This window comes from Microbispora sp. NPDC049125 (assembly GCF_040802045.1).
Classification (GTDB): Bacteria; Actinomycetota; Actinomycetes; order Streptosporangiales; family Streptosporangiaceae; genus Microbispora.
Genome location: NZ_JBEZDW010000025.1, coordinates 110,718 through 130,859, shown reverse-complemented (window position 1 = coordinate 130,859; position 20,142 = coordinate 110,718). Strand labels below are relative to the sequence as shown.

14 protein-coding genes are annotated in these 20,142 nt (G+C 71.8%); 3 read left to right on the top strand and 11 right to left on the bottom strand.

Annotated elements, in window-relative coordinates; genetic code table 11:
• The 4 genes from AB0B72_RS26525 to AB0B72_RS26510 all read right to left on the bottom strand — a co-directional run.
• Positions 1 to 521: substrate-binding domain-containing protein (locus tag AB0B72_RS26525; protein WP_367741670.1), on the bottom strand; the 521-nt coding region annotated here is incomplete at its 3' end.
• Positions 522 to 653: 132 nt separating this feature from the next.
• The gene (locus tag AB0B72_RS26520; RefSeq protein ID WP_367741669.1) at positions 654 to 1,673 is read right to left on the bottom strand and encodes an ABC transporter permease; all 1,020 of its coding nucleotides are present in this window, start codon (positions 1,671 to 1,673) and stop codon (positions 654 to 656) included.
• On the bottom strand, positions 1,666 to 3,381 hold the full coding sequence (locus tag AB0B72_RS26515) for a sugar ABC transporter ATP-binding protein (protein WP_367741668.1): 1,716 nt from the start codon (positions 3,379 to 3,381) through the stop codon (positions 1,666 to 1,668). The genes AB0B72_RS26520 and AB0B72_RS26515 overlap by 8 nt, the downstream gene beginning before the upstream one ends.
• Positions 3,382 to 3,410: 29 nt before the next feature.
• Positions 3,411 to 4,595 carry an ROK family protein gene (locus AB0B72_RS26510; protein WP_367741667.1) on the bottom strand — a complete coding sequence of 395 codons (1,185 nt, stop codon included), beginning with the start codon at positions 4,593 to 4,595 and terminating at the stop codon, positions 3,411 to 3,413.
• Between the two features lie 237 nt (positions 4,596 to 4,832).
• On the opposite strand from AB0B72_RS26510, the gene AB0B72_RS26505 reads away from it, so the two are divergent.
• Positions 4,833 to 5,576, top strand: a complete 744-nt coding sequence (locus AB0B72_RS26505) for a beta-phosphoglucomutase family hydrolase (protein ID WP_367741666.1) — start codon at positions 4,833 to 4,835, stop codon at positions 5,574 to 5,576.
• The gene (locus tag AB0B72_RS26500; RefSeq protein WP_367741665.1) at positions 5,573 to 7,933 is read left to right on the top strand and encodes a glycoside hydrolase family 65 protein; all 2,361 of its coding nucleotides are present in this window, start codon (positions 5,573 to 5,575) and stop codon (positions 7,931 to 7,933) included. Before AB0B72_RS26505 ends, AB0B72_RS26500 begins: the two co-directional genes overlap by 4 nt.
• Before the next feature lie 34 nt (positions 7,934 to 7,967).
• Here AB0B72_RS26500 and AB0B72_RS26495 read toward each other — a convergent pair whose 3' ends face one another.
• The 7 genes from AB0B72_RS26495 to AB0B72_RS26465 all read right to left on the bottom strand — a co-directional run bounded on the left by AB0B72_RS26495 (position 7,968) and on the right by AB0B72_RS26465 (position 18,229).
• Complete coding sequence (locus tag AB0B72_RS26495) at positions 7,968 to 8,879, bottom strand: SDR family oxidoreductase (RefSeq protein WP_367741664.1); 912 nt, start codon at positions 8,877 to 8,879, stop codon at positions 7,968 to 7,970.
• A 67-nt stretch (positions 8,880 to 8,946) separates the two neighbouring features.
• Positions 8,947 to 9,363, bottom strand: a complete 417-nt coding sequence (locus AB0B72_RS26490) for a PaaI family thioesterase (protein ID WP_367741662.1) — start codon at positions 9,361 to 9,363, stop codon at positions 8,947 to 8,949.
• Positions 9,364 to 9,391: 28 nt separating this feature from the next.
• Complete coding sequence (locus tag AB0B72_RS26485; RefSeq protein WP_367741661.1) at positions 9,392 to 10,153, bottom strand: thioesterase II family protein; 762 nt, start codon at positions 10,151 to 10,153, stop codon at positions 9,392 to 9,394.
• Positions 10,150 to 11,169, bottom strand: coding sequence for an LLM class flavin-dependent oxidoreductase (locus AB0B72_RS26480; RefSeq protein ID WP_367741660.1), 1,020 nt, complete (start codon positions 11,167 to 11,169; stop codon positions 10,150 to 10,152). Before AB0B72_RS26480 ends, AB0B72_RS26485 begins: the two co-directional genes overlap by 4 nt.
• A 2-nt stretch (positions 11,170 to 11,171) precedes the next feature.
• Positions 11,172 to 12,725, bottom strand: coding sequence for a long-chain-fatty-acid--CoA ligase (locus AB0B72_RS26475; protein WP_367741658.1), 1,554 nt, complete (start codon positions 12,723 to 12,725; stop codon positions 11,172 to 11,174).
• 7 nt (positions 12,726 to 12,732) lie between these two features.
• A complete protein-coding gene (locus AB0B72_RS26470) occupies positions 12,733 to 17,802 on the bottom strand; it encodes an SDR family NAD(P)-dependent oxidoreductase (protein WP_367741657.1) in 5,070 nt (1,689 codons plus the stop codon).
• A 31-nt stretch (positions 17,803 to 17,833) separates the two neighbouring features.
• Positions 17,834 to 18,229, bottom strand: a complete 396-nt coding sequence (locus AB0B72_RS26465) for an acyl carrier protein (RefSeq protein WP_367741656.1) — start codon at positions 18,227 to 18,229, stop codon at positions 17,834 to 17,836.
• A 456-nt stretch (positions 18,230 to 18,685) separates the two neighbouring features.
• On the opposite strand from AB0B72_RS26465, the gene AB0B72_RS26460 reads away from it, so the two are divergent.
• Positions 18,686 to 20,134: an MFS transporter gene (locus AB0B72_RS26460; RefSeq protein WP_367741655.1), complete on the top strand. Its 1,449-nt coding sequence runs from the start codon at positions 18,686 to 18,688 to the stop codon at positions 20,132 to 20,134.
• The last annotated feature ends 8 nt before the right edge of the window (positions 20,135 to 20,142 follow it).

Sequence of the window (20,142 nt, the reverse complement as noted above, 5' to 3'; positions counted from 1 at the left end):
TTGCCGATGTAGTGACCGGCGGCCACACCCATGCCGTAGTTGTCGCCACCGATCCAGGTCCGGTACGACAGCTTGTCGGGGAAGACCCGGTCGAGGTTGATGACCGGGATACCCGCGTCCATCGCCTGCCGCGCCACCTGGTTCAGCTGCTCACCGTCGTTCGGCAAAATCACCAGAACGTTGACCTTCGCCTGGATGAGCGACTCCACCGCCGAGATCTGCTGGTTGATGTCGTTGGTCGGCTCGACCGGCTTGAACTCCACATCGGAGTACTGCTTCGCGGCGTCCTGAGCGTTCTTGGCGATGGCGGCGATCCAGCCGTGGTCGGCCGCCGGCGCGGAGAACCCGATGGTGACCTTGGTGCCGGGCTGGTCGTTGCCCCCGGTCGCGGCGGCCTGGGCGGGGGCGGACGCCGTGGACTGGGCGGCCGGCTCGTTGCCGGTGCACGCGGTGACGAGGGCACCGGCGCCTAGGACGGCTCCGCCGAGGAGGAAGCCCCGGCGGCCTGAAATGTTCGTCATAACGTTCTCCCTTTGCATGGGTGAAACTGTGTTGGGGGGTGGGGAAGAGCGCAGAAGGCCGGGATCGCGACCGGGAGACCGCGAACCTGGGCAGCGAATATGGGGAATGTGAGAGAGATCTGCGGACGACGGTCAGGTCGAAGTTCGCAGGCTCCGTCGCTGCAGCAGCACCGCGATCACGATGATCAGGCCCTTGGCGACGAGCTGGTCGCTGGTGTTCAGCCCGTTCAGGATGAACAGGTTCGTGATCACGGTGAAGATGAGCAGGCCGAGGATCGAGCCGAGGATCGTGCCGCGCCCGCCGGTCAGGAGCGTGCCGCCGATGATGACCGCGGCGATGGCGTCGAGCTCGTAGAGGTCGCCGTGCGTGGAGGAGCCGGTGGTGGTCCTGGCCATGATGATGACGGCGGCGATCCCGCAGCACAGGCCCGACAGCGCGTACAGCATCATCGTGTGCTTACGCACGTCGATACCGGCCAGCCGGGCGGCCTCGGGGTTGCCGCCCACCGCGTAGGTCCGCCGGCCGAACGTCGTGCGGTTGAGCACCACCCAGCCGATCGCCACCACCAGCGCGAAGATGTAGACCAGCAGCGGAAGCCCCAGCACCCGCGTCGTGGACAGGCCGACGATGGCGTCGTTGTCCGGCTGCACGAGTTGCGTGCGCTGGTTGGACATCCGCTGCGCCAGGCCCCGGGCCGCCACCAGCATGGCGAGGGTGGCGATGAACGGCACCATCCGGCCGTACGAGATCAGGAAGCCGCTGACCAGCCCCGCCCCCGTGCCGACCAGGACGGCGCAGATCACCATCACCACCGGCCCGTACGCCTGGGTGGCCAGGGTCGTCGCCCAGACCGAGGCCAGCGCCATCACCGCGCCGACCGACAGGTCGATGCCTCCCCCGATGATCACGAAGGTCATGCCGACCGTGATGACCCCGATGGTCGAGGCCAGGGCGAGGATGCTCACCAGGTTGGACGACGTCGCGAAGTTCTCCGGCCTGGTGACCAGGCCCACGATCGCGAGCAGGACCAGTGCCACGACCAGCCCGAGATGCCGCACCTCGCCGAGGCGGCCGAGGCCGCCCCTGACGCTGGGCGCAGCCTCCGCGCGCTCGCCGGCAGGGGCCGTACGCACCGGATCGACCTCAGTCATTGGACGCTCCTGTGGAGGGACGGGAGCGCGGAACGCTCCGGACAGGTGAAGGGGGCTCGCCGGGCGGTTCGGACACCGCACCATCGGGAGCCAGGCCACCGGAGGCCACATCCCCGGAGGCCACGTCTGCGGAAGCCACGTCTGCGGAGGCCACATCCTCGGAGGCCACATCCTCTGAGGCCATGTCCTCCTGCGTCATGGCCCCGGAGACCATGACGAGGTCGAGCACGCGGTGCTCGTCGAGGTCGCCGGCCCGCGCCTCGTGCACGATCCGGCCCTCCCGTACGACCAGAACGCGGTCGGCCAGGCCGAGCACCTCGGGAACCTCGCTGGAGACCAGCAGCACGCCGATCCCGTCGTCGGCGAGCTTGCGGATCAGCGCGTACAGTTCGGCCCTCGCCCCGACGTCGACACCGCGCGTGGGCTCGTCGAGGAGGAGCAGCTTGCGTCCCTCGACGAGCCAGCGGCCGAGCACGGCCTTCTGCTGGTTGCCGCCGGACAGCGTACGGATCGCCCTGCGCGGGTCGGGCGGCCGGATGTCGAGGGCCCGCACCAGCCGAAGGGCCTCCGCGCTCTCCCCGCCGCGGTCGAGCCAGCCGAAGCGGGCGTACCGGCTCAGGCTGGCGAGGGTGATGTTGCGGCTGACGCTCTGGTCGAGGAGCAGGGCCTGCGCCTTGCGCTCCTCGGGGGCGAGCCCCATGCCGAGCCGTACGGCCCGGGTCGTGCTGCCCGGCCGCACCGGCTTCCCGTCGAGCACCACGCGGCCGCCGGCCCGCCGCGCCCCGTAGATCGCCTCGACGATCTCCGAACGGCCGGAGCCGACCAGGCCGGCCAGGCCCACGATCTCTCCGGCCCGCACACTGAACGACACGTCCCTGAAGTGGCCCGGCAGCGTCAGGTTCTCCACGCGCAGCACCTCGGGTGCGCCGTCCAGCGCGTCCGCGTCCGGGCGTGGGGGGAACACGTACTCGACGTTGCGGCCGGTCATCAGCGACACGATCTGCGAGGTCGGCGTCTCCTTGGCCGGCAGCCCGACCGCGACCGTCCGGCCGTCCTTGAGCACCGTGACCCGATCGCCGATCTCGCGGATCTCCTCCAGCCGATGGGAGATGTAGACGACGGCGACGCCCTGTGAGGTGAGGTCCCGGATGACCCGGAACAGGTTGGCCACCTCGTCGTGCGCGAGGGCCGCCGACGGCTCGTCCATGACGATCAGCTGGGCCTCGTGGGACAGCGCCCGGGCCATGCTGACGATCTGCTTGCCCGCCGGGGACAGGCGGCCGACCTCCGTGCCGGGCCGGATCTCGCCGTGGCCGAGACGGCGCAGCAGCTCGCCGGCCGCCCGGTTGCCCTCGGCCCGCCGGGTGAACCCGAGCGAGGCCCGTTCGTGGCCGAGGAAGATGTTCTCCGCCACGCTCAGCCCGTCGACCAGGTCGAGCTCCTGGTAGATGGTGGCGATGCCGCGGCGCATGGCGGACGTGGGCGTGTCCAGCCGTACGGGCTCGCCGGCGAGCAGCACCTCGCCCGCGTCCGGCTGCTGAGCACCCGAAAGGATCTTGATGAGCGTCGACTTCCCGGCGCCGTTCTGCCCGAGCAGGCAGTGCACCTCGCCGGCCCTGACCTCCAGGTCGACGCCGTCCAGCGCGCGCACGCCGGGGAACTGCTTGACGATCCCTCTCATCAGCAGCAGAGGGTGCTCCTCGCCCATGGGGCCTCCTGGTGGCTACGTGTCCCTGGCTAGGCGGAGTAGACGTGGTCGCTGATCAGCCGTACGGCCCCGATGACCCCGGCCGTCTCCCCCATCTCGGACAAGACGATGGGGAGGTTGCCGGTGGCCAGCGGCAGCGACCTGCGGTAGACGACGCTCCTGATCTCGGCGAGCAGGATGTGGCCCAGCCTGGCCACGCCGCCCCCGATGATCACAAGCCCGGGGTTGAAGAAGCTGACCAGGCTGGCGAGCACCTGGCCCACCCGCCGGCCGCCGTCACGGATGAGACCGATCGCGCCCGCGTCGCCCTGGGCCGCGGCGGCCGCGACGTCCTGCGCGGTGACCACGCCGGTGGCCGCGAGCCGCTCCGCCAGGTACGGCGACCCTCCGGAACGTGCCACGGCGGCGGCCTCGCGGGCCAGAGCGGCTCCGCCGAAGTACGCCTCCAGGCAGCCGGAGTTGCCGCAGGCGCATACCGGCCCCAGGTCGTCGACGCGGATGTGGCCGATGTCGCCGGCGCTGCCCGACACCCCCCGGTAGATCTTCCCGTCGACCACGATGCCGCAGCCGATGCCGGTGCCGATCTTCACGAGCAGGAAGTCCTCCACGTGCCGCGCGAGGCCGGCGTGCAGCTCCCCGAGGGCCATGATGTTGACGTCGTTGTCCACCATGGCCAGGCAGCCGAGCTCCTGGCTGATCGTCTCCCGCACCGGGTAGCGGTCCCAGCCCGGCATGATCGGCGGCACGACCGGCACGCCCTCCGCGAAGCTCACCGGGCCGGGCAGGCCGATGCCGACCCCGTTGAGCTCGGTGAACACCCCGTCCTGCCGGAGCCGGCCGACCAGGTTCAACGCCTGGTCGAGCACCACGGCGGGGCCCTCCCGGATGTCGCACTCCTCGCTGAGGTGCCCCAGCACCTCCAGCTCGCCGTTCGTCACCGCGACGTCGATCGAGGTCGCCCCGATGTCGATCCCGGCGAACCGGGTCATCGGTGACAGCCGCACCCGGCTCGACCGCCGGCCTCCGCGTGAGGCCGCCAGGCCGTCCTGCTCGGCCAGGCCCAGCTCGACGAGCCGGTCCAGCTCGACGTTGAGCTTGGAGCGGGACAGGTCGACCACGTCGGCGAGCTCGGCCCGTGACCGGCCCCCGTCGCGCAGCAGCCGCAGAAGAGCTGCCTGATGCGCGTCCTCGGGCCGGCTCGTGGTCCGCTTCACAGCGCCTCCGCGTCGAAGTGATTGGCGCGACCGTACATCTCCGCCGCCGGGGCAAGGAAGACCTTTTATCGGAATGAGACAATCTTTCGTTTAATTCAGCAAAAGCCGGTAAATGCGCATCCCGCGCCGGAAGGGGGTACGGATGCGGGTGTGGCGCGCCGCGGCGCCGCCAACGGGAGGCCGCCGGCAGGGGCGTCACCCGCAGGGCGTCACCCGCCGGCGCGAAGGGGAGGACTCATGCTCGGCCTACCCGACGGGGTGCGCGGATGCCTTTTCGACATGGACGGCGTGCTCACCCGCACGGCGACCGTCCACGCGGCGGCGTGGAAGCAGATGTTCGACGAGTTCCTGCGCGACCGGGCCGAGCGTGAGGGGACGCCGTTCGTCCCCTTCGACGCCGTGGCCGACTACGACGAGTTCGTCGACGGCAAGAAGCGGCTCGACGGGACACGGGCGTTCCTCGCCTCGCGAGGCGTCGACCTGCCGGAGGGGACGCCGGACGACCCGCCGGGCGCGCTCACCGTCAACGGGCTGAGCAACCGGAAGAACGACCTCGTCCAGCACATCCTGGACGACAAGGGTGTCGACGTCTTCGAAGGCTCGGTGCGCTACCTCCAGGCGGTGCGGGACGCGGGCCTGCGCAGGGCGGTCGTCTCGTCGAGCGCCAACACGGAGAAGGTGCTCGAGGCCGCCGGCCTGTCCGGCGTGTTCGAGGCGCGGATCGACGGCGAGGTGGCCCGGCTGCGCGACCTGGCGGGCAAACCGGCGCCGGACATGTTCCTCGCGGGCGCGCGGGCGCTCGGGCTGAAGCCCACGGAGGCGGCGGTGTTCGAGGACGCGCTCGCGGGCGTCGCGGCCGGCCGCGCCGGAGGCTTCGCCCTGGTCGTCGGCGTGGACCGGGTGGGGCAGGCCGCCGCGCTGCGCGAGCACGGCGCCGACGTCGTGGTGACCGACCTCGCCGAGCTGCTGGACCGGCCATGATCCAGCACCCCGCCTTCACCGTCGCGCCCTGGTCGGTGCGGGAGTCACGGCTGCACACGGATGTGCTCGCGCAGACCGAGTCGGTGTTCGCGCTGTCCAACGGCCACATCGGCCTGCGGGGCAACCTCGACGAGGGCGAGCCGCACGGGCTGCCCGGCACCTACCTGAACTCCGTCTACGAGCTGCGGCCCCTGCCGTACCCCGAAGGCGGCTACGGCTATCCTGAGTCGGGCCAGACGATCGTCAACGTCACCAACGGCAAGCTGATCCGGCTGCTCGTGGACGACGAGCCGTTCGACGTCAGGTACGGCACGCTGCACGGCCACGAGCGGGTCCTCGACCTGCGGGCGGGCACCCTCGTCCGCAGGGTCCGCTGGAGCTCCCCGACGGGAGCGGAGGTGCGGGTCACCTCCACGCGGCTGGTGTCGTTCACCCACCGCTCCGTCGCCGCGATCCGGTACGAGGTGGAGGCGGTGGGCCGGCCGCTGAACATCGTCGTGCAGTCGGAGCTGGTGGCCAACGAGACGGTGCCCTCGATGACCTCCGACCCCCGGGCCGCGGCGGCTCTGGAGGAGCCGCTCGTCCTTGAGGAGAACACCCCCGCGCTGACCGGGGTGGGCGTGATGGTCCACTCGACCCGCCAGAGCCGCCTGCGGGTCGCCGCCGGCATGCGCAACGAGATCGACGGCCCGGAGGGCACGCGGGTCGAGCCCGACGGCGGCGGCCACGTCAACCGTGTGACCGTGGCGACCCGCCTGCGCCCCGGGGGACGGCTGCGCCTGGACAAGTTCTTCGCCTACGGATGGTCGGCCAAGCGCTCCCGGCCCGCCATGCACGACCAGGTCGTGGCCGCGCTGGCGGCCGCCCGCCTCGCGGGCTGGGACGGCCTGTGCGCCGAGCAGCGGCGCTACCTCGACGAGTTCTGGGCCGGCGCCGACGTGGAGGTGGACGGCGACGCCGAGATCCAGCAGGCCGTCCGCTTCGGGCTGTTCCACCTGCTCCAGGCGGGTGCGCGCCTGGAGCGCCGGCCCATCGCCGGCAAGGGCCTGACCGGCTCCGGATACGACGGTCACGCGTTCTGGGACACCGAGAGCTTCGTGCTGCCGGTGCTGACCTACACCCACCCGCAGGCGGCGGCCGACGCCCTGTGCTGGCGGGAGTCGATCCGCCCTCTGGCGCAGGAACGCGCCGTCCAGCTCGGGCTCACCGGCTCGGCCTTCCCCTGGCGGACCATCAACGGCGAGGAGTGCTCCGGCTACTGGCCGGCGGGCACGGCGGCCTTCCACGTCAACGCGGACATCGCCGACGCCGTCACCCGCTACGTCGACGCCACCGAGGACAGCCGCTTCGAACGGGAGACGGGCCTGCCGCTGCTCATCTCGACCGCCCGGCTGTGGTGCGCGCTCGGGCACCACGACGCCGAGGGGCGCTACCGCATCGACGGCGTCACCGGGCCCGACGAGTACAGCGCGGTGAGCGACAACAACGTTTACACGAACCTGATGGCCCAGCGGAACCTGCGGGCCGCCGTCGACACCGCCACCCGTCACCCGGACCTCGCCGAGAAGCTGGGCGTGAGCGTCGAGGAGACGGCCAGGTGGCGTGACGGGGCCGCCGCCATGTTCGTCCCCTACGACGACAGGCTCGGGGTGCATCCCCAGAGCGAGGGGTTCACCAGCCACGCGGTGTGGGACTTCGCCGGGACCGGGCCGGAGCAGTATCCGCTGCTCCTGCACTTCCCCTACTTCGACCTCTACCGCAAGCAGGTCGTCAAGCAGGCCGACCTCGTGCTGGCCCTGCACCTGTGCGGCGAGTCGTTCACCCCTGACCAGAAGGCCCGCGACTTCGCCTACTACGAGGCCCTGACCGTCCGCGACTCCTCGCTGTCGGCGTGCACCCAGTCCGTGATGGCCGCCGAGGTCGGCGACCTGGAGCTGGCCTACGCCTACCTGGGCGAGGCCGCGCTTATGGACCTGCGCGATTTGGAGCACAACACCCGCGACGGGCTCCACATGGCCTCACTGGCGGGAGCGTGGACCGCCCTGGTCGCGGGCTTCGGCGGGATGCGGGCGGGCGGCGGCCGGATGTGCTTCGCCCCGCGCCTGCCTGACGGGATCACGCGGCTGGCGTTCCGGCTGCGCTACCGCGGGCGGCTGCTGAAGGTCGAGGTTACGCCCGGCGCGACGACGTACCGGCTGCTGGGCGGCCGGCCGATCACCTTGTCGCACCACGGCGAGGAGCTTCACCTGGCGCAGGAGCCGGTCACCCTGCCGACCCCTGCGGCCCCGGCGCTCCACACCGAGATCAGGCAGCCGCCGGGCCGCGAGCCGGCCCCCCGCCGCCACGGCACCGCCTGAGCCGTACCGGGGACCGGCCCGGAGCCGGTGACCGTCAGAGCATGGCCTGCAGGGACGCCGTCGCCTGCTGTCCGAGCCCGGTGGGCTGGAGGTAGGGCTGCTCGGCCATGATCGCGTCCCAGTTGCCGGCGATCGCCTCGATCGTCAGGTCGTCGGTCCGCCAGCCGGGCCCCTCGGCGACGAACACGCGGGCCACCCGCCCCGCGCCGACGGAGAAGACCTCGCCGCTGGTGGTGCAGCTCTCGTGGGCGAGGTACGCCACCAGGGGGCTGACACGCTCGGGCGTGAACTTGTCCTCGAACTCGGCGGGCAGCAGCGTCTCCGTCATCCGCGTCCAGGCGATGGGCGCGATCGCGTTGGCCCTGATGCCGGCGCGGGCGCCCTCGATGCCCAGCGTCTTGGTGAGGCCGACCAGGCCCATCTTGGCGGTGGAGTAGTTGGCCTGGCCGAAGTTGCCGAACAGGCCGGCGGGCGAGGACGTGTTCACGATCCGGCCGTACGCCTGCTCCTTCATGTGCGGGAACGCCGCCCGGCTGACCAGGAACGAGCCGCGGACGTGCACGGCGAGCACGGAGTCGAACTCCTCGACGGTCATCTTCCCCAGCGACCTGTCGCGCAGGATGCCGGCGTTGTTCACCAGCACGTCGACCCGGCCGAAGGCGTCGAGCGCCGCCTGCACGACGGCCTCGGCGCCTTCGGGAGTCGCCACGTTGTCGGTGCTGGCGACCGCCTCTCCCCCGTTCTTGACGATCAGTTCCACCACTTCGGCCGCCGGGCCGGAGGAGGCGCCGCTGCCGTCGAGGGAGCCGCCCAGGTCGTTGACGACGACCTTCGCGCCCCGCTGGGCGAGCAGGAGCGCGTGCGACCGGCCGAGCCCCTGCCCCGCCCCGGTGACCACCGCGACCTTCCCGTCGAACCTCAGCTCGGACCCCGCAGCAGCAGACATGGCGCCACCCTTCGAAGAGAACAACGTTCTGGTCCTGCAGAAGGATAACCGCCGGGCCGGGAGCGGCCTACGCCCTCGGACGGAGGACGGCCTGGGTCTGGGTGGATCGGGCGAGGAGGGTGCCGGAGGAGTCGCGCAGGGTGGTCTGGACGACGATCAGCGTCGCGCCGACGTGCAGGGGCTCGGCGGTGGCGTGGACCTCCCCGGCGCGTACGCCGTGGAAGAAGTTGACGGCCAGGTCGATGGTCGTGGTGGAGGCGCCGGCGGGGAGATTGAGGTAGGCGCAGACGCCGCCCACCGTGTCGGCCAGGGACGTGATGGCGCCGCCGTGCATGGCGCCGGCCACCGTGCAGAGGTGGGGCGCCCATTCGAGCACGGCGGCGACCCGTCGCGGAGTGGCCTCGCCGAGCCGGATGCCGAGATGAGCCGGGAAGGGGAGCTGCGCCATGATGTCGGCGGGCGACAGCGTGGTCTCCCCGGTCATCGCGGTGCCCGCACGGCCGGGCCGCCGGTCATCGGGCCGCCCGCGCGGCGAGGCGGCGCTCGATGTGGCGGGTCAGGTCGGAGGTGACGGCGAGGGCGTGCCCGGGGTCGTCGATGTAGAAATGGTCGCCGGGGAACTCGCTGTTGCCCAGGTAGGCGCTGCTCCTGGTGGTCCACGAGGCCATCGCGCCGGGGAGCATCAGCGGGTCGGCCTTGCCGCTGAAGGAGACGATGGGGCAGCTGACCCGGGCTCCGTCGTCCACGTACGTCGAGCAGACGGCGAGGTCGGCGCGGAGCGCGGGGATGATCATCGCCACCACGTCGGGGTTGCCGTACCCCTCCTCCGGGAACGAGCCGAGCGTCTGCATCCACTCGATCAGCTCGGGCTCGGGCATCTGGCTCTGCTCGTACGTGCTCTGCAGGAAGCCCTCGGGGGCCCAGCCGGAGGCCCCGATGAGGATGGGCGGCGTCTCGCCGTCGCGCTCCATGCAGACGGCGACCCGGTAGGCGAGCTGCGCGCCCAGGCAGTGCCCGAAGAAGGCGAAGGGCCGGTCGTCCAGCTCCCCAAGCAGCGCGTCGTACAAGGCCTCCACCAGCGGCTCGATGTCGGTGAACGCCCTCTCGCCGCGCCGCTTCTCCCGGCCGGGGAGCTGCACGATCTGCCGGGCGAAGTCGGCCGGCAGCAGGGTGTGCCAGTTGCGGTAGATCGTGCCGCCGCTGCCCGCGTGCGGGAACAGGAACAGCCGGACGGGCGCCTCGGCGCTGACCTCGGTGGGCTGGAACCAGCTCATCCGATCCTCCTCACGGCGGGCAGCAGTTCGCCCGCGATCTCGTCGAGTTGCGGGCCGGGGTCGAGCGAGCCGATCCGGACCACGATGTGCCTGGCCCCGGCCTCGATGTATCCGCCCAGCCAGTCGGCGCACTCCTCGGCGCTGCCGTACCCGTACGCCTGGATCGTGCTCATCAGCTCCAGCGGCCTGCCGTAGTAGCCCTGCACGTACTCGTCGAGCTCCTGGCGGGCCTTGTCGCGGTCGGGGTTGACGTTGATCGTGGCGTACAGCGCGGGCGTGATCGCGTCGTCGGGGCGGCCCCACTGGCCGGCGAGCTCACGGATGCGCAGCCAGGCACGGGCGTACGTGGCGCTGTCGGGCAGGAAGGGCATCCAGCCGTCGTAGAGCTCGGCGACCCTGGCCAGCACCTTCGGCGTGTCGCTGCCCGCGAGCCAGAGCGGGGGCCCGCCCGGGGTGGCGGGCGGCGCGAGCCGGTCCAGGCCGGTCTGCTGCCACAGCTTCCCCGCGAAGGAGGTGTACGCGTCCGGCCGGCCGCTGTTCCACGCGCGCTTCCACAGGCACGCGATCTCGTCCAGCCGGCCGGCCCGCCCGGTGAACGGCACGCCGACCGCGGCGAACTCCTCCTCGCTGTCGGGGATCGGGAAGCCGGAGCCCACGCCGAGCGTGAGACGCCCGCCGCCCGCCGCGTGGTCGAGGGCGGACAGCGCGCTCGCCGTGGTCAACGGGTGGCGCAGCGGCCCGATCAGCGCGGCCGTGCCCAGCGTGATCCGCTCGGTGACCGCGGCCGCGGCGGCGAGCACCACGAGCGGGTCCAGGCGCGGACGGGCGAGCAGCGAGTCGCCGGTCCACAGCGAGTCGAAGCCGAGCGTCTCGGCCCGCCTGGCCAGTTCGAGCAGCGGCGCCATGGAGTAACTGCCGAGGATGGCCATCTCCCGGGTCGGCAGCAGCAGGCCCACCCGGGAGGGGCCCGGCCGCCCGCCGCCCGCCGGCACACCCTCGTATTCGGCTTCGCTCATCGTCAGGCCCCTTTCGCGAGGCGTTCGTCACGCAGCACCCGGCGCAGGATCTTCCCTGACGGGTTGCGTGGGACGGAGTCGAGGAACTCCCACTGGGTGGGGATCTTGTAGTCGGCGATCCGGCCGCGCAGGAACACCGCCAGCTCGCGTGGGGTCACCGTGTGGTTCGCGCGCAGCACCAGGCAGGCGAGCACGGCCTCGCCCCACAGATCGTGCGGCAGGCCGAGCACCGCCGCGTCGGCCACGGCCGGATGCTGGGTGAGCGCCTTCTCTATCTCGGCGGGGTAGATGTTCTGCCCGCCCTGGATGATCGTGTCGTTGATCCGGTCGCACAGGTAGAGGTAGCCGTCCTCGTCGAGGTAGCCGGCGTCGCCCATGAGCAGCCACTCGCCCATCAGCGTCTTGGCGGTGGCGTCGGGCAGGTTCCAGTAGCCGAGCATCCGGGCCGGGGTCCGCACCGCGACCTGCCCGATCTCACCCGGAGGCAGCTCGGCGCCCAGGTTGTCGACGATCTTCAGCTCGTGTCCGGGACAGGCCCGGCCGACCGAGCGGAGCCGGGGGCTGCCCGGCACGTGGTCCTCGGGGGGCAGGCACACCGCGCACGTGCCGGTCTCGGTGCTGGCGTAGATCTGGGCGAACTCGCAGCCGACGACCTCGAGGGCCGTCTTCAGCAGGGTCTCGCTGATCGGCGCGGCGCCGTACGTGATCTTGCGGAGCGAGCGGAACGTGTCCGATGTGACGCCCGGCTCGTCCAGCATCATCTGCAGCATGGCGGGCGCCAGGAACGTCGTGGTGACCTCGGCATGCTCGATCACCCGTACGGCCTCCTCGCTGACCCACATCCGCATGACGACATTGGTGCACCCGGCGTTGAAGCCGTGCATGAACCACGCCATGCCCGCGATGCCGAAGCCGGGCAGCGAGATCAGGTTGCGGTCGTCGGGATACCAGTCGAGCCAGGCCACACCGTGCTCCCGCTGGGCGGCGGGCAGCGTGAAGAAGCTGCGGTGGGGCAGCACGACGCCCTTGGGGAAGCCGGTCGTGCCGCTGGTGTAGATCTGCACGACGGGGTCGCCGGGCCCCGTGCCGGGGTCGAGGTCGCCGTCGGGGTGACCCTCCTTCCAGCTCCGCAGGCCGTCGCCGCGCCGGTCGGGCTGGTCCACCGCGACGACCGTCCGCAGCCCGGGGAGCTGCGCCCTGACCCGCTCGGCGAGCAGCGCGTACTCCCGCTCCACGAACAGCAGCGACGCGTCGGCGTCGCGCAGGATGTGGTCGACCTCCCCGGCGGTCAGCCGCCAGTTCACCGGCACCAGCACGGCGCCCGCCTTGGCGCAGGCCAGCGCGATCTCGTAGTAGAGCTCGGACTCCATTCCCAGGTACGCGACCCGGTGGCCGGCGCCGATGCCCGCGGCGCGCAGCGCGTGCGCGGTGCGGTTGCTCTCGCGGTGCAGCTCGGCGTAGGTGACCTGACGGTCCTCGCACAGGATCGCCGGGTGGTCCGGCCGGCCGGCGGCGTGCCTGGCCGAGGTGGCCGTCAGCGTCCAGGACTGGTCCATCACTGCCTCATCTCTCGTCGTCCTTGACCGGGACCAACTCGTTGTCCAGGAACTCGCTCAGCCGGGCCGCCGTCGGATGGTCGAAGGCGACCGACCCGGCCAGCGGGATCCTGAGCGCGGCCTCCAGCGCGTTCTTGAACTCGACGGCGCCGAGCGAGTTCAGCCCGAGGTAGCCGAACTCGTCGGTGTACTCGACGTCGTCCACGTCCTCGATGTGCAGCACCTTGGCGACGCGCAGCCGGACGAGGTCGCGCAGCGCGGCCAGCCGTTCGGCGCGCGGGGCGGCCAGCAGCGCGTCCAGGTCAAGGCTCTGACCCGTCTGCTCGCGGCGGCTGCCGAGCTCCTCGTACAGGGCGTTGGTGACGGGCTTGGCGGCCAGGAACGCGTCCCAGTCGCACACGCCACCCGCGACCTGCGCGACCGGCTGGCCGAGCAGCGAGACCAGGGCGCGCAGCGCCCGTGCCGGGGTGAAGAACTTGATGCCCTCCCGGTCCAGGGCGCGCGCCTGCTCCTCGTTCAGCCGGGCCGACATGCCGGCCCCCGACCAGGGGCCCCAGTTGACGGCGAGCGCGGGCAACCCCTGGGCCGCACGCCAGTGGCACAGCTGGTCGAGGAAGGCGTTGGCGGCGGCGTAGTTGGACTGCGTGGCGCCGCCCACCACGGAGGACGCCGACGAGTGGGCCACGAAGAAGGCCAGGTCGGGGAAGTCCGCCGCGGCCTCGTGCAGCAGCCAGGAGCCGTACACCTTGGGCCCGAACAGCCCGTCGATGCTCTCCCACGTCTGCGCCGAGATCGGCGCGTCAGCCAGCGCACCGGCCGCGTGCACGATCCCGCCCAGCGGGTGCGGCCCGCCGCGCAGGCCCGCGAAGATCCGGCGCACGTCCCCGGGGTCGCCCAGGTCGCCGGTGACGACGGTGACCTCGGCCCGCTCGCCCAGCCGCGCGTACAGCTCGGCGGCGTCCGGGGCGGGCCTGCCCTGCCTGCCGACCAGCACCAGGTGCCGGGCGCCGAGGTCGGCCAGCTTGTGCGCGGTCAGCAGGCCGATCGCGCCGAGCCCGCCGGTGACCAGATAGGTGTGGCCGCCGTCGATCGTCACCGCCCGGTCCGTTTCCAGGTGCTCGTGCGGGCGCAGCCGCTTGACGTTGCGCACGCCGTCGCGGTACGCCACCTGGAACTCCCCGGTGTCCCTGGCCGCCAGCTCGGCTCCCAGCGAGGCGTACCCGCCGGGCGGCAGATCGACCAGCGTGGACCGGTAGCCGGGGCGCTCGTTGAGCAGCACCTGGCCGAAGCCCCACAGTGTGGAGGCGGCCAGCTCCGCGCCGGTCCCCACCGGGTCTCCCGGAAGCCGCTGCGCGCCTTCGGTGACCAGCCACAGCCGCTGCCCCCTGCCGAACCCGTGCGCGTCGAGCGTGCCCAGCAGGTCGAGCAGGTCGCGGTAGTTCCGTTCGTTCTCGGCCCGGAGCCGGTCCACGCCGGGCGGGCCCTCCTCCGGCGTCCAGAACCAGCAGACGTCGGTGATCGCCTGGTCCCGCAGGATGTCGCCGGCCTCCGCCGCGCGGGCCGCGAACGACATCGGCAGGCCGACGGCGGCGCCGAGGTCGCCCGCCGTGCGGCCGACCACGAGCACGTGCCTCGGCCTGTCCCCGTCCGCCGGGACGGCGGGCCGCTCCACCCAGTGCAGCCGGTGCAGGAAGTGGCCGCCGCCTTCCAGGGGGCGGTGCAGGGTCACCCCCGTCAGCTCCGCCACCTTCCGGTCGTCCTCGTACAGCAGCACGTCGGCGAGCAGCTCGTCCTCGGTGGCGACCGTACGGGCGGCCACGCGCAGGCGCTCACCGCGCGGCTTCTTGAGCAGCCGCGCCGCGCCGAACCGCACCGGCGTCCACGACTCGTCGTCGAGGGCGGACCACACGGCGTCCAGCAGCGCGGCGGACAGCAGGTCCGTCCCCTCCGGGACGTCGACGACCGTGTCGAGGGTCATCGGGCCCGGTTCGGCCACGCCGCGCGGGTCCGGCGCCCCGATGACCGCTTCGGCGACCGGTGACGCGTCACCGCCGAGGAAGACCTCGACGCCGGCCGAGCCGTCGTCGAGGTGGGTGAGCCTGACGCGCAGCTCGATCTCCTCGTCCCCGGCGATCCGCGGCACGACGCGCAGGTCCAGGATCGGGCGGGTGGTCTCGCCGTACACCAGATCCTGGAGCGCCAGGATCAGCTCCAGATAGGCGCTCGCGGCGGGCGTTCCAGCGACCCGCGTGGTGAACGCGCGGCTCCCTGGCTCCGCGGCCACCTCGCGTCCGAGCAGCGGGTGACCGGCGGGGGCCGCGGACGAGACGGTCCCGGTCACCGGCAGCCAGTAACGCTTGCGGTCGAAGGCGTACGTCGGCAGCGTCACCTTGGCCCCGCCGCTGTGGAAGCCCTGCCAGGAGACCGTCGCCCCGGCCAGGTAGAACTGCGTCACCGCCTTGCGCAGCGTGGCGCCGTGGGCGTCGCGGGCGTTCAGGCTGGCGATCCAGCGGTGCCTGTCGGGGTCGACGCACTGCTTGGCCAGGCCGATGAGCGCGGCGGACGGGCCGATCTCGACGAAGATGTGGCGGCCTCGCCGCTCCAGCACCCGCATGCCCGCCTCGAAGTCCACGGCCTCGCCGATGTGCCTGATCCAGTACTCCGGGGTGGAGATCTCGGCGAACCGGGCGACCTTGCCGGTCACGTTGGACACCAGCGTCAGCTTCGGCTCGTGGAACGCGATGCCCGCCAGCTCCGCACGGAACGCGTCGAACACCTCGGTCATCAGCGGCGAGTGGAACGCGTGCGAGACCGACAGCCGCGTGACCCGCAGCCCGCGCCCGGAGAGCAGCTCGCAGACCTCGGTCAGCGACGCGTCGCCGCCGGAGATCACGCACTGCTTGGGCGAGTTGACCGCCGCGATCGCGAGGTCCGGATACCCCTCCAGCAGCGGGGCCACCTCGGCGGCCGGAAGGGGCACCGCCGCCATGCCGCCGGGCGCGGTCACCGACTGCATCAGCCGGCCCCGTGCCGCCACCAGCGTGACCGCGTCCTCGACGGTGAACAGACCGGCGACCGTGGCGGCCACCACCTCGCCGATGCTGTGCCCGATCAGCGCCGACGGCCGGGCCCCGAACGACAGCCACAGCTGGGCCAGCGCGTACTCCAGCGTGAACAGCGCGGGCTGGGTGAAGCGCGTCTGATGGATCACCTCGGCGTCGTCGGCCCGCCCGAGCAGCAGCGCACGCACCGAGCGGCCGATCAGCGGGGCGAACAGCTCGTCGAGCCGGTCCACGTGCTCCCGGAAAACCGCGTACGCCCGATAGAGGGTGGCGCCCATCCCCGGATACTGCGAGCCCTGCCCGGTGAACAGGAACGCGACCTTCCTGGTCTCGGCCGGCGCGATGTCGCCGCGCTCCAGCCGGGCGAGCTGCTTGACCAGCAGCGCGTCCAGCTCGGCGTGGTCGGCGACCACCCCGGCGACCCGGAGGTTGAAGTGCGCGCGGCCGACACCGGCCGTGCGGCACAGGTCGGCGACCGGCACATCGGGGTGCGCGGCGAGGTGGTCGCGGTAGCGCTCCAGCACGCCCTTGAGCGCGCGCCGGTTCTTCGCCGACACCGCGAACACGTGCTCGTCTCCCTGATCCAGGGCCGGCGGCGCGGTGGGCGGGGCCTCCTCCAGCACGGCAGCGGCGATCGTGCCGCCGAAGCCGAAGCTGTTGACCAGCCCGCGCCGGATCTCGCCGACCCACGGACGGCACTCGGTGGGGACGGTCACCGGGTAGCTGTCCCAGGGGATGCGCCCGGACGGCCGGGTGAAGTTCAGGTGCGGATAGATGACGCCCGAGCGCAGCTGCAGCATGGTCTTGATCACGCCGACCAGCCCGGATACCGGCTCCATGTGCCCGAGGTTGGTCTTCACCGAGCCCACGGTCACCGGGTCGAAGGCCGTGTGGGAGTCGGCGAAGACGTCGGCGATCGCGCCCATCTCGATGGGGTCGCCGAGCGGGGTGCCCGTGCCGTGCGCCTCGACGTACTGGATGGCGCCCGGTTCGAGCAGGGCCGCCTCGATGGCCGTGCGCATGACCGCGACCTGCGCGTTGCCGTTGGGCACGGTCAGCCCGGCGCTCTCGCCGTCCTGCCCGACGGCGGTGCCGCGGACCAGCGCCAGCACGCGGTCGCCGTCCCGCTTGGCGTCCGACAGCCGTTTGAGCACCAGTACGGCGCAGCCCTCGGCGCGCGCGTAGCCGTCGGCCGACTCGTCGAAGGTCTTGCACCGGCCGTCGCGGGCCAGCATGTTCGCGTGCGAGAAGATCACCGAGGTACGCGGGTGGTGCAGCGCGTTCACCCCGGCGGCCAGCGCGATGTCGCACTCGCGGCGGCGCAGCCCCTCCACGGCCAGGTGCAGCGCGGTCAGCCCGGACGCGCACGCGCTGTCCACGCTCATCGACGGGCCGCGCCAGCCCAGGAAGTACGACAGCCGTCCCGACATGGGGAAGAACGTCGTGCCGGAGGCCAGATGCCCGTCCAGGTCCCGGTACGGCACGCCCTCCAGCTCGAAGGCGAAGTCGATGGAGCTGGCCCCGACGTACACGCCGCCGTTGCCGTGCCGCAGCGGGGTCGGGTCGATGTTGGCGTGCTCCAGCGCCTCCCAGGAGGTCTCCATCAGCATCCGCTGCTGCGGATCCAGGTACTGGGCCTCCTTGGGGGAGATGTTGAAGAACGCGGCGTCGAACTGGTCGATCCGGTCCAGCAGCCCGGCGCCCATGGCGCGGATCCGGCCCGGCTCCTCCTCGTCGCCCTGCCTGCCGTACAGCGAGGAGTCCCAGCGGTCCTCGGGGAACGGCACGATGCCGGAGCGGCCCTCGGCCAGGAACTCCGCGAACTCGTCCGGGGTGTTGCTGCCGCCGGGGAAGCGCAGGCCGACGCCCACGATCGCGACCGGCTCGTACTTCTCCCGCAGCAGGTCGCGGATGGTTTCACGCTGCCGCTCGATCGTCTCGGCCGTGTTCTCCACAGCGCCCTCCGCCGGGGTCTCGTCGTGCGTCGTGCCGTTCCGGGCAGTCGTGTCCGGCATCTGTTCGCGCTCCCTTCCTGGAGTCACGCGCTCATACCTCGAACAGGTCGCTGAGCGCCTCGCGCGCCAGCCTCCGGTCGACGGCCTGGCCGGCCGGGACGGCGGGCGAGACCGGCGCCCGCTCAACGGACGGGAGCAGCCGCTCGGCCAGATAAGCGATCAGATGCCTGGTGGTGGGCTCGTTGAAGAGCGCGTTGGTGCTGATCTCGCAGCCGAGCACGTCCTCCAGCCGCCGCTTGACCTCGGTCAGCCGCAGCGAGGTGAACCCGAGATCGCCGAAGAACCCCGCGTCGAGCGGCAGCTCCTCGGTCTCCGCCATCAGCAGACTGGCCCTCAGCTCCGCCACCACCAGCGCCTCCAGCGCGTCCCGGCGCTCGGAACCCGGGAGCGCGAGCAGCGAAGCCACGGCTGGCGTGTAGTTCGACACGATGGATCTCCATCCAGGGCTGTTTCGGAAGGTTTCGGATGACCTGGGCGGAGTGCGACGACCCGGCTCCACGCCCGTATCCCATGTGACCAGGTGGAGCTGACGCCGATCTGACGCCGTGCTGACCGCGGATCCGCGACCGGGGAGGCCTGGAAACTCGAGCCGCGCTCAAGCCGCGGTCGAGCGCGGTCTCTCCTGACACCCTCCGCGTGTCACCGTGGTGACAGACCCTCCGGCCCCTCACAGACCTCGAAGATCTCGCGAACCGGACGATGAGGAACTCGCGGATCGGACGGCGACCGCCGGCCCCGGAGAGTCTCCGCTCGCCGCGGACCCGATGACGTGCCGCCGCTGGGGCCGGACTCGAGCCCGACTCGAACTCGATCTTCCGAAGGGCCCTCTCATGACACCGTTGTCAACCGGTAGAACATCCTCATCCACCAGGAGCACGGACCCATGACCGACGTCACTCCGCACCCTGTCGAGACGATCAGTCCGACCGAGCAGCCGACACCATCTTGGGGCACCTTGCTTGTCGTGCTGGCCGGCACCTTCGTCACCGTCCTGGACTTCTTCATCCTGAATGTGGCGATCCCCTCGATCCAGCTCGAACTTCACGCCACCCCTGCCCAGATCCAGTTGATGATCGCCGGGTACGGCGTCGCCTTCGCCTCACTGATGATCACTTCAGGGCGGCTCGGCGACCAGTTCGGACGCAGGCGGATCTTCACCATCGGCCTCGCGGTGTTCACCCTGGCGTCGCTCGCCTCGGGACTGGCGCCCAACGCCGAGGAACTCATCATCGCCCGCGTCGTCCAGGGCGTCGGAGCGGCTCTGCTCACCCCCCAGGTGCTGGGCATCATCAACACCGTCTACACCGGCAAGTCCCGCGTCGCCGCGTTCAACGCCTACGGCCTGACCAACGGCTTCGCCGGAGTCTTCGGCCAGCTCATCGGCGGCGCGCTGATCGTGGCCAACCCCGACGACCTGGGCTGGCGGACCATCTTCCTGATCAACGTCCCGATCGGCGTCCTCGGACTGGCCTTCGCCGGCCGCACCGTGCCCGAGAGCCGGGGCGACGGCAAGCGGCTGGACCTCCTGGGCACCCTGCTCGTGACCGCGGGCCTGGTCGCCATTGTGCTGCCCCTGGTCGAGGGACGTGAGCAGGGCTGGCCGGAGTGGGCCGTGATCTCCCTGGTCGTGTCGGTGCCCCTGCTCGCCGCGTTCGCCGCCTACCAGCGCCGGCTCACGAACAAGGGCGGCACGCCGCTGATCGACCTGTCGCTGTTCCGTGAGCGTGCCTTCACCGTGGGCGTGCTCGCCACGCTGGCCTTCTTCCTCGCGATGGGCTCCTGCTTCCTGGTTCTGTCGCTCTACCTGCAGGAGGGCCGGGGGATGTCGCCGCTCGGCTCCGGCCTGGTCTACGTCGCCCTCGGCGTGGGCTTCTTCCTGTCCTCGGCGATGGCCCCGCAGCTCGTGCCCAAGCTCGGCAAGCAGGTGCTCGCCGTCGGCGGTCTCCTGGTCGCCGCCGGGTACGGCGTGCTCGGCTTCACCGCGAGTGACATCGGAGTCGCCGGGTCGGTCTGGTGGCTGGTGCCTTCGCTGCTGGTGGCCGGGTTCGGCATGGGCATGGTGATGGCGCCGCTGTCGTCCACGGTGCTGGAGCGGGTGCAGCCGCACCACGCGGCGGCCGCTTCCGGTGTGCTGTCCACGGCCCAGGAGCTGGCCGGCGCGCTCGGTGTCGCGCTCGTCGGCATCGTCTTCTTCGGAGCGCTCGGCGGCACGCCGCAGGCAGCCGACTTCCCGCGGGCGTTCGACCTCAGCATGATCATGCTCGTGGTCTTCGCCCTCGTGGTGGCGCTCCTGGTCCAGCTGCTGCCGCGGGCGGCCAGACAGCCCGCCTGACCGGTCCG

Bases quoted from the DNA above. Each gene is read 5' to 3' on its own strand.
- AB0B72_RS26470 (WP_367741657.1), bottom strand. From the start codon at position 17,802: ATGCCGGACACGACTGCCCGGAACGGCACGACGCACGACGAGACCCCG.
- AB0B72_RS26485 (WP_367741661.1), bottom strand. From the start codon at position 10,153: ATGAGCTGGTTCCAGCCCACCGAGGTCAGCGCCGAGGCGCCCGTCCGG.
- AB0B72_RS26505 (WP_367741666.1), top strand. From the start codon at position 4,833: ATGCTCGGCCTACCCGACGGGGTGCGCGGATGCCTTTTCGACATGGAC.
- AB0B72_RS26515 (WP_367741668.1), bottom strand. From the start codon at position 3,381: ATGGGCGAGGAGCACCCTCTGCTGCTGATGAGAGGGATCGTCAAGCAG.
- AB0B72_RS26520 (WP_367741669.1), bottom strand. From the start codon at position 1,673: ATGACTGAGGTCGATCCGGTGCGTACGGCCCCTGCCGGCGAGCGCGCG.
- AB0B72_RS26460 (WP_367741655.1), top strand. From the start codon at position 18,686: ATGACCGACGTCACTCCGCACCCTGTCGAGACGATCAGTCCGACCGAG.
- AB0B72_RS26480 (WP_367741660.1), bottom strand. From the start codon at position 11,169: ATGAGCGAAGCCGAATACGAGGGTGTGCCGGCGGGCGGCGGGCGGCCG.
- AB0B72_RS26475 (WP_367741658.1), bottom strand. From the start codon at position 12,725: ATGGACCAGTCCTGGACGCTGACGGCCACCTCGGCCAGGCACGCCGCC.
- AB0B72_RS26490 (WP_367741662.1), bottom strand. From the start codon at position 9,363: ATGACCGGGGAGACCACGCTGTCGCCCGCCGACATCATGGCGCAGCTC.
- AB0B72_RS26500 (WP_367741665.1), top strand. From the start codon at position 5,573: ATGATCCAGCACCCCGCCTTCACCGTCGCGCCCTGGTCGGTGCGGGAG.
- AB0B72_RS26495 (WP_367741664.1), bottom strand. From the start codon at position 8,879: ATGTCTGCTGCTGCGGGGTCCGAGCTGAGGTTCGACGGGAAGGTCGCG.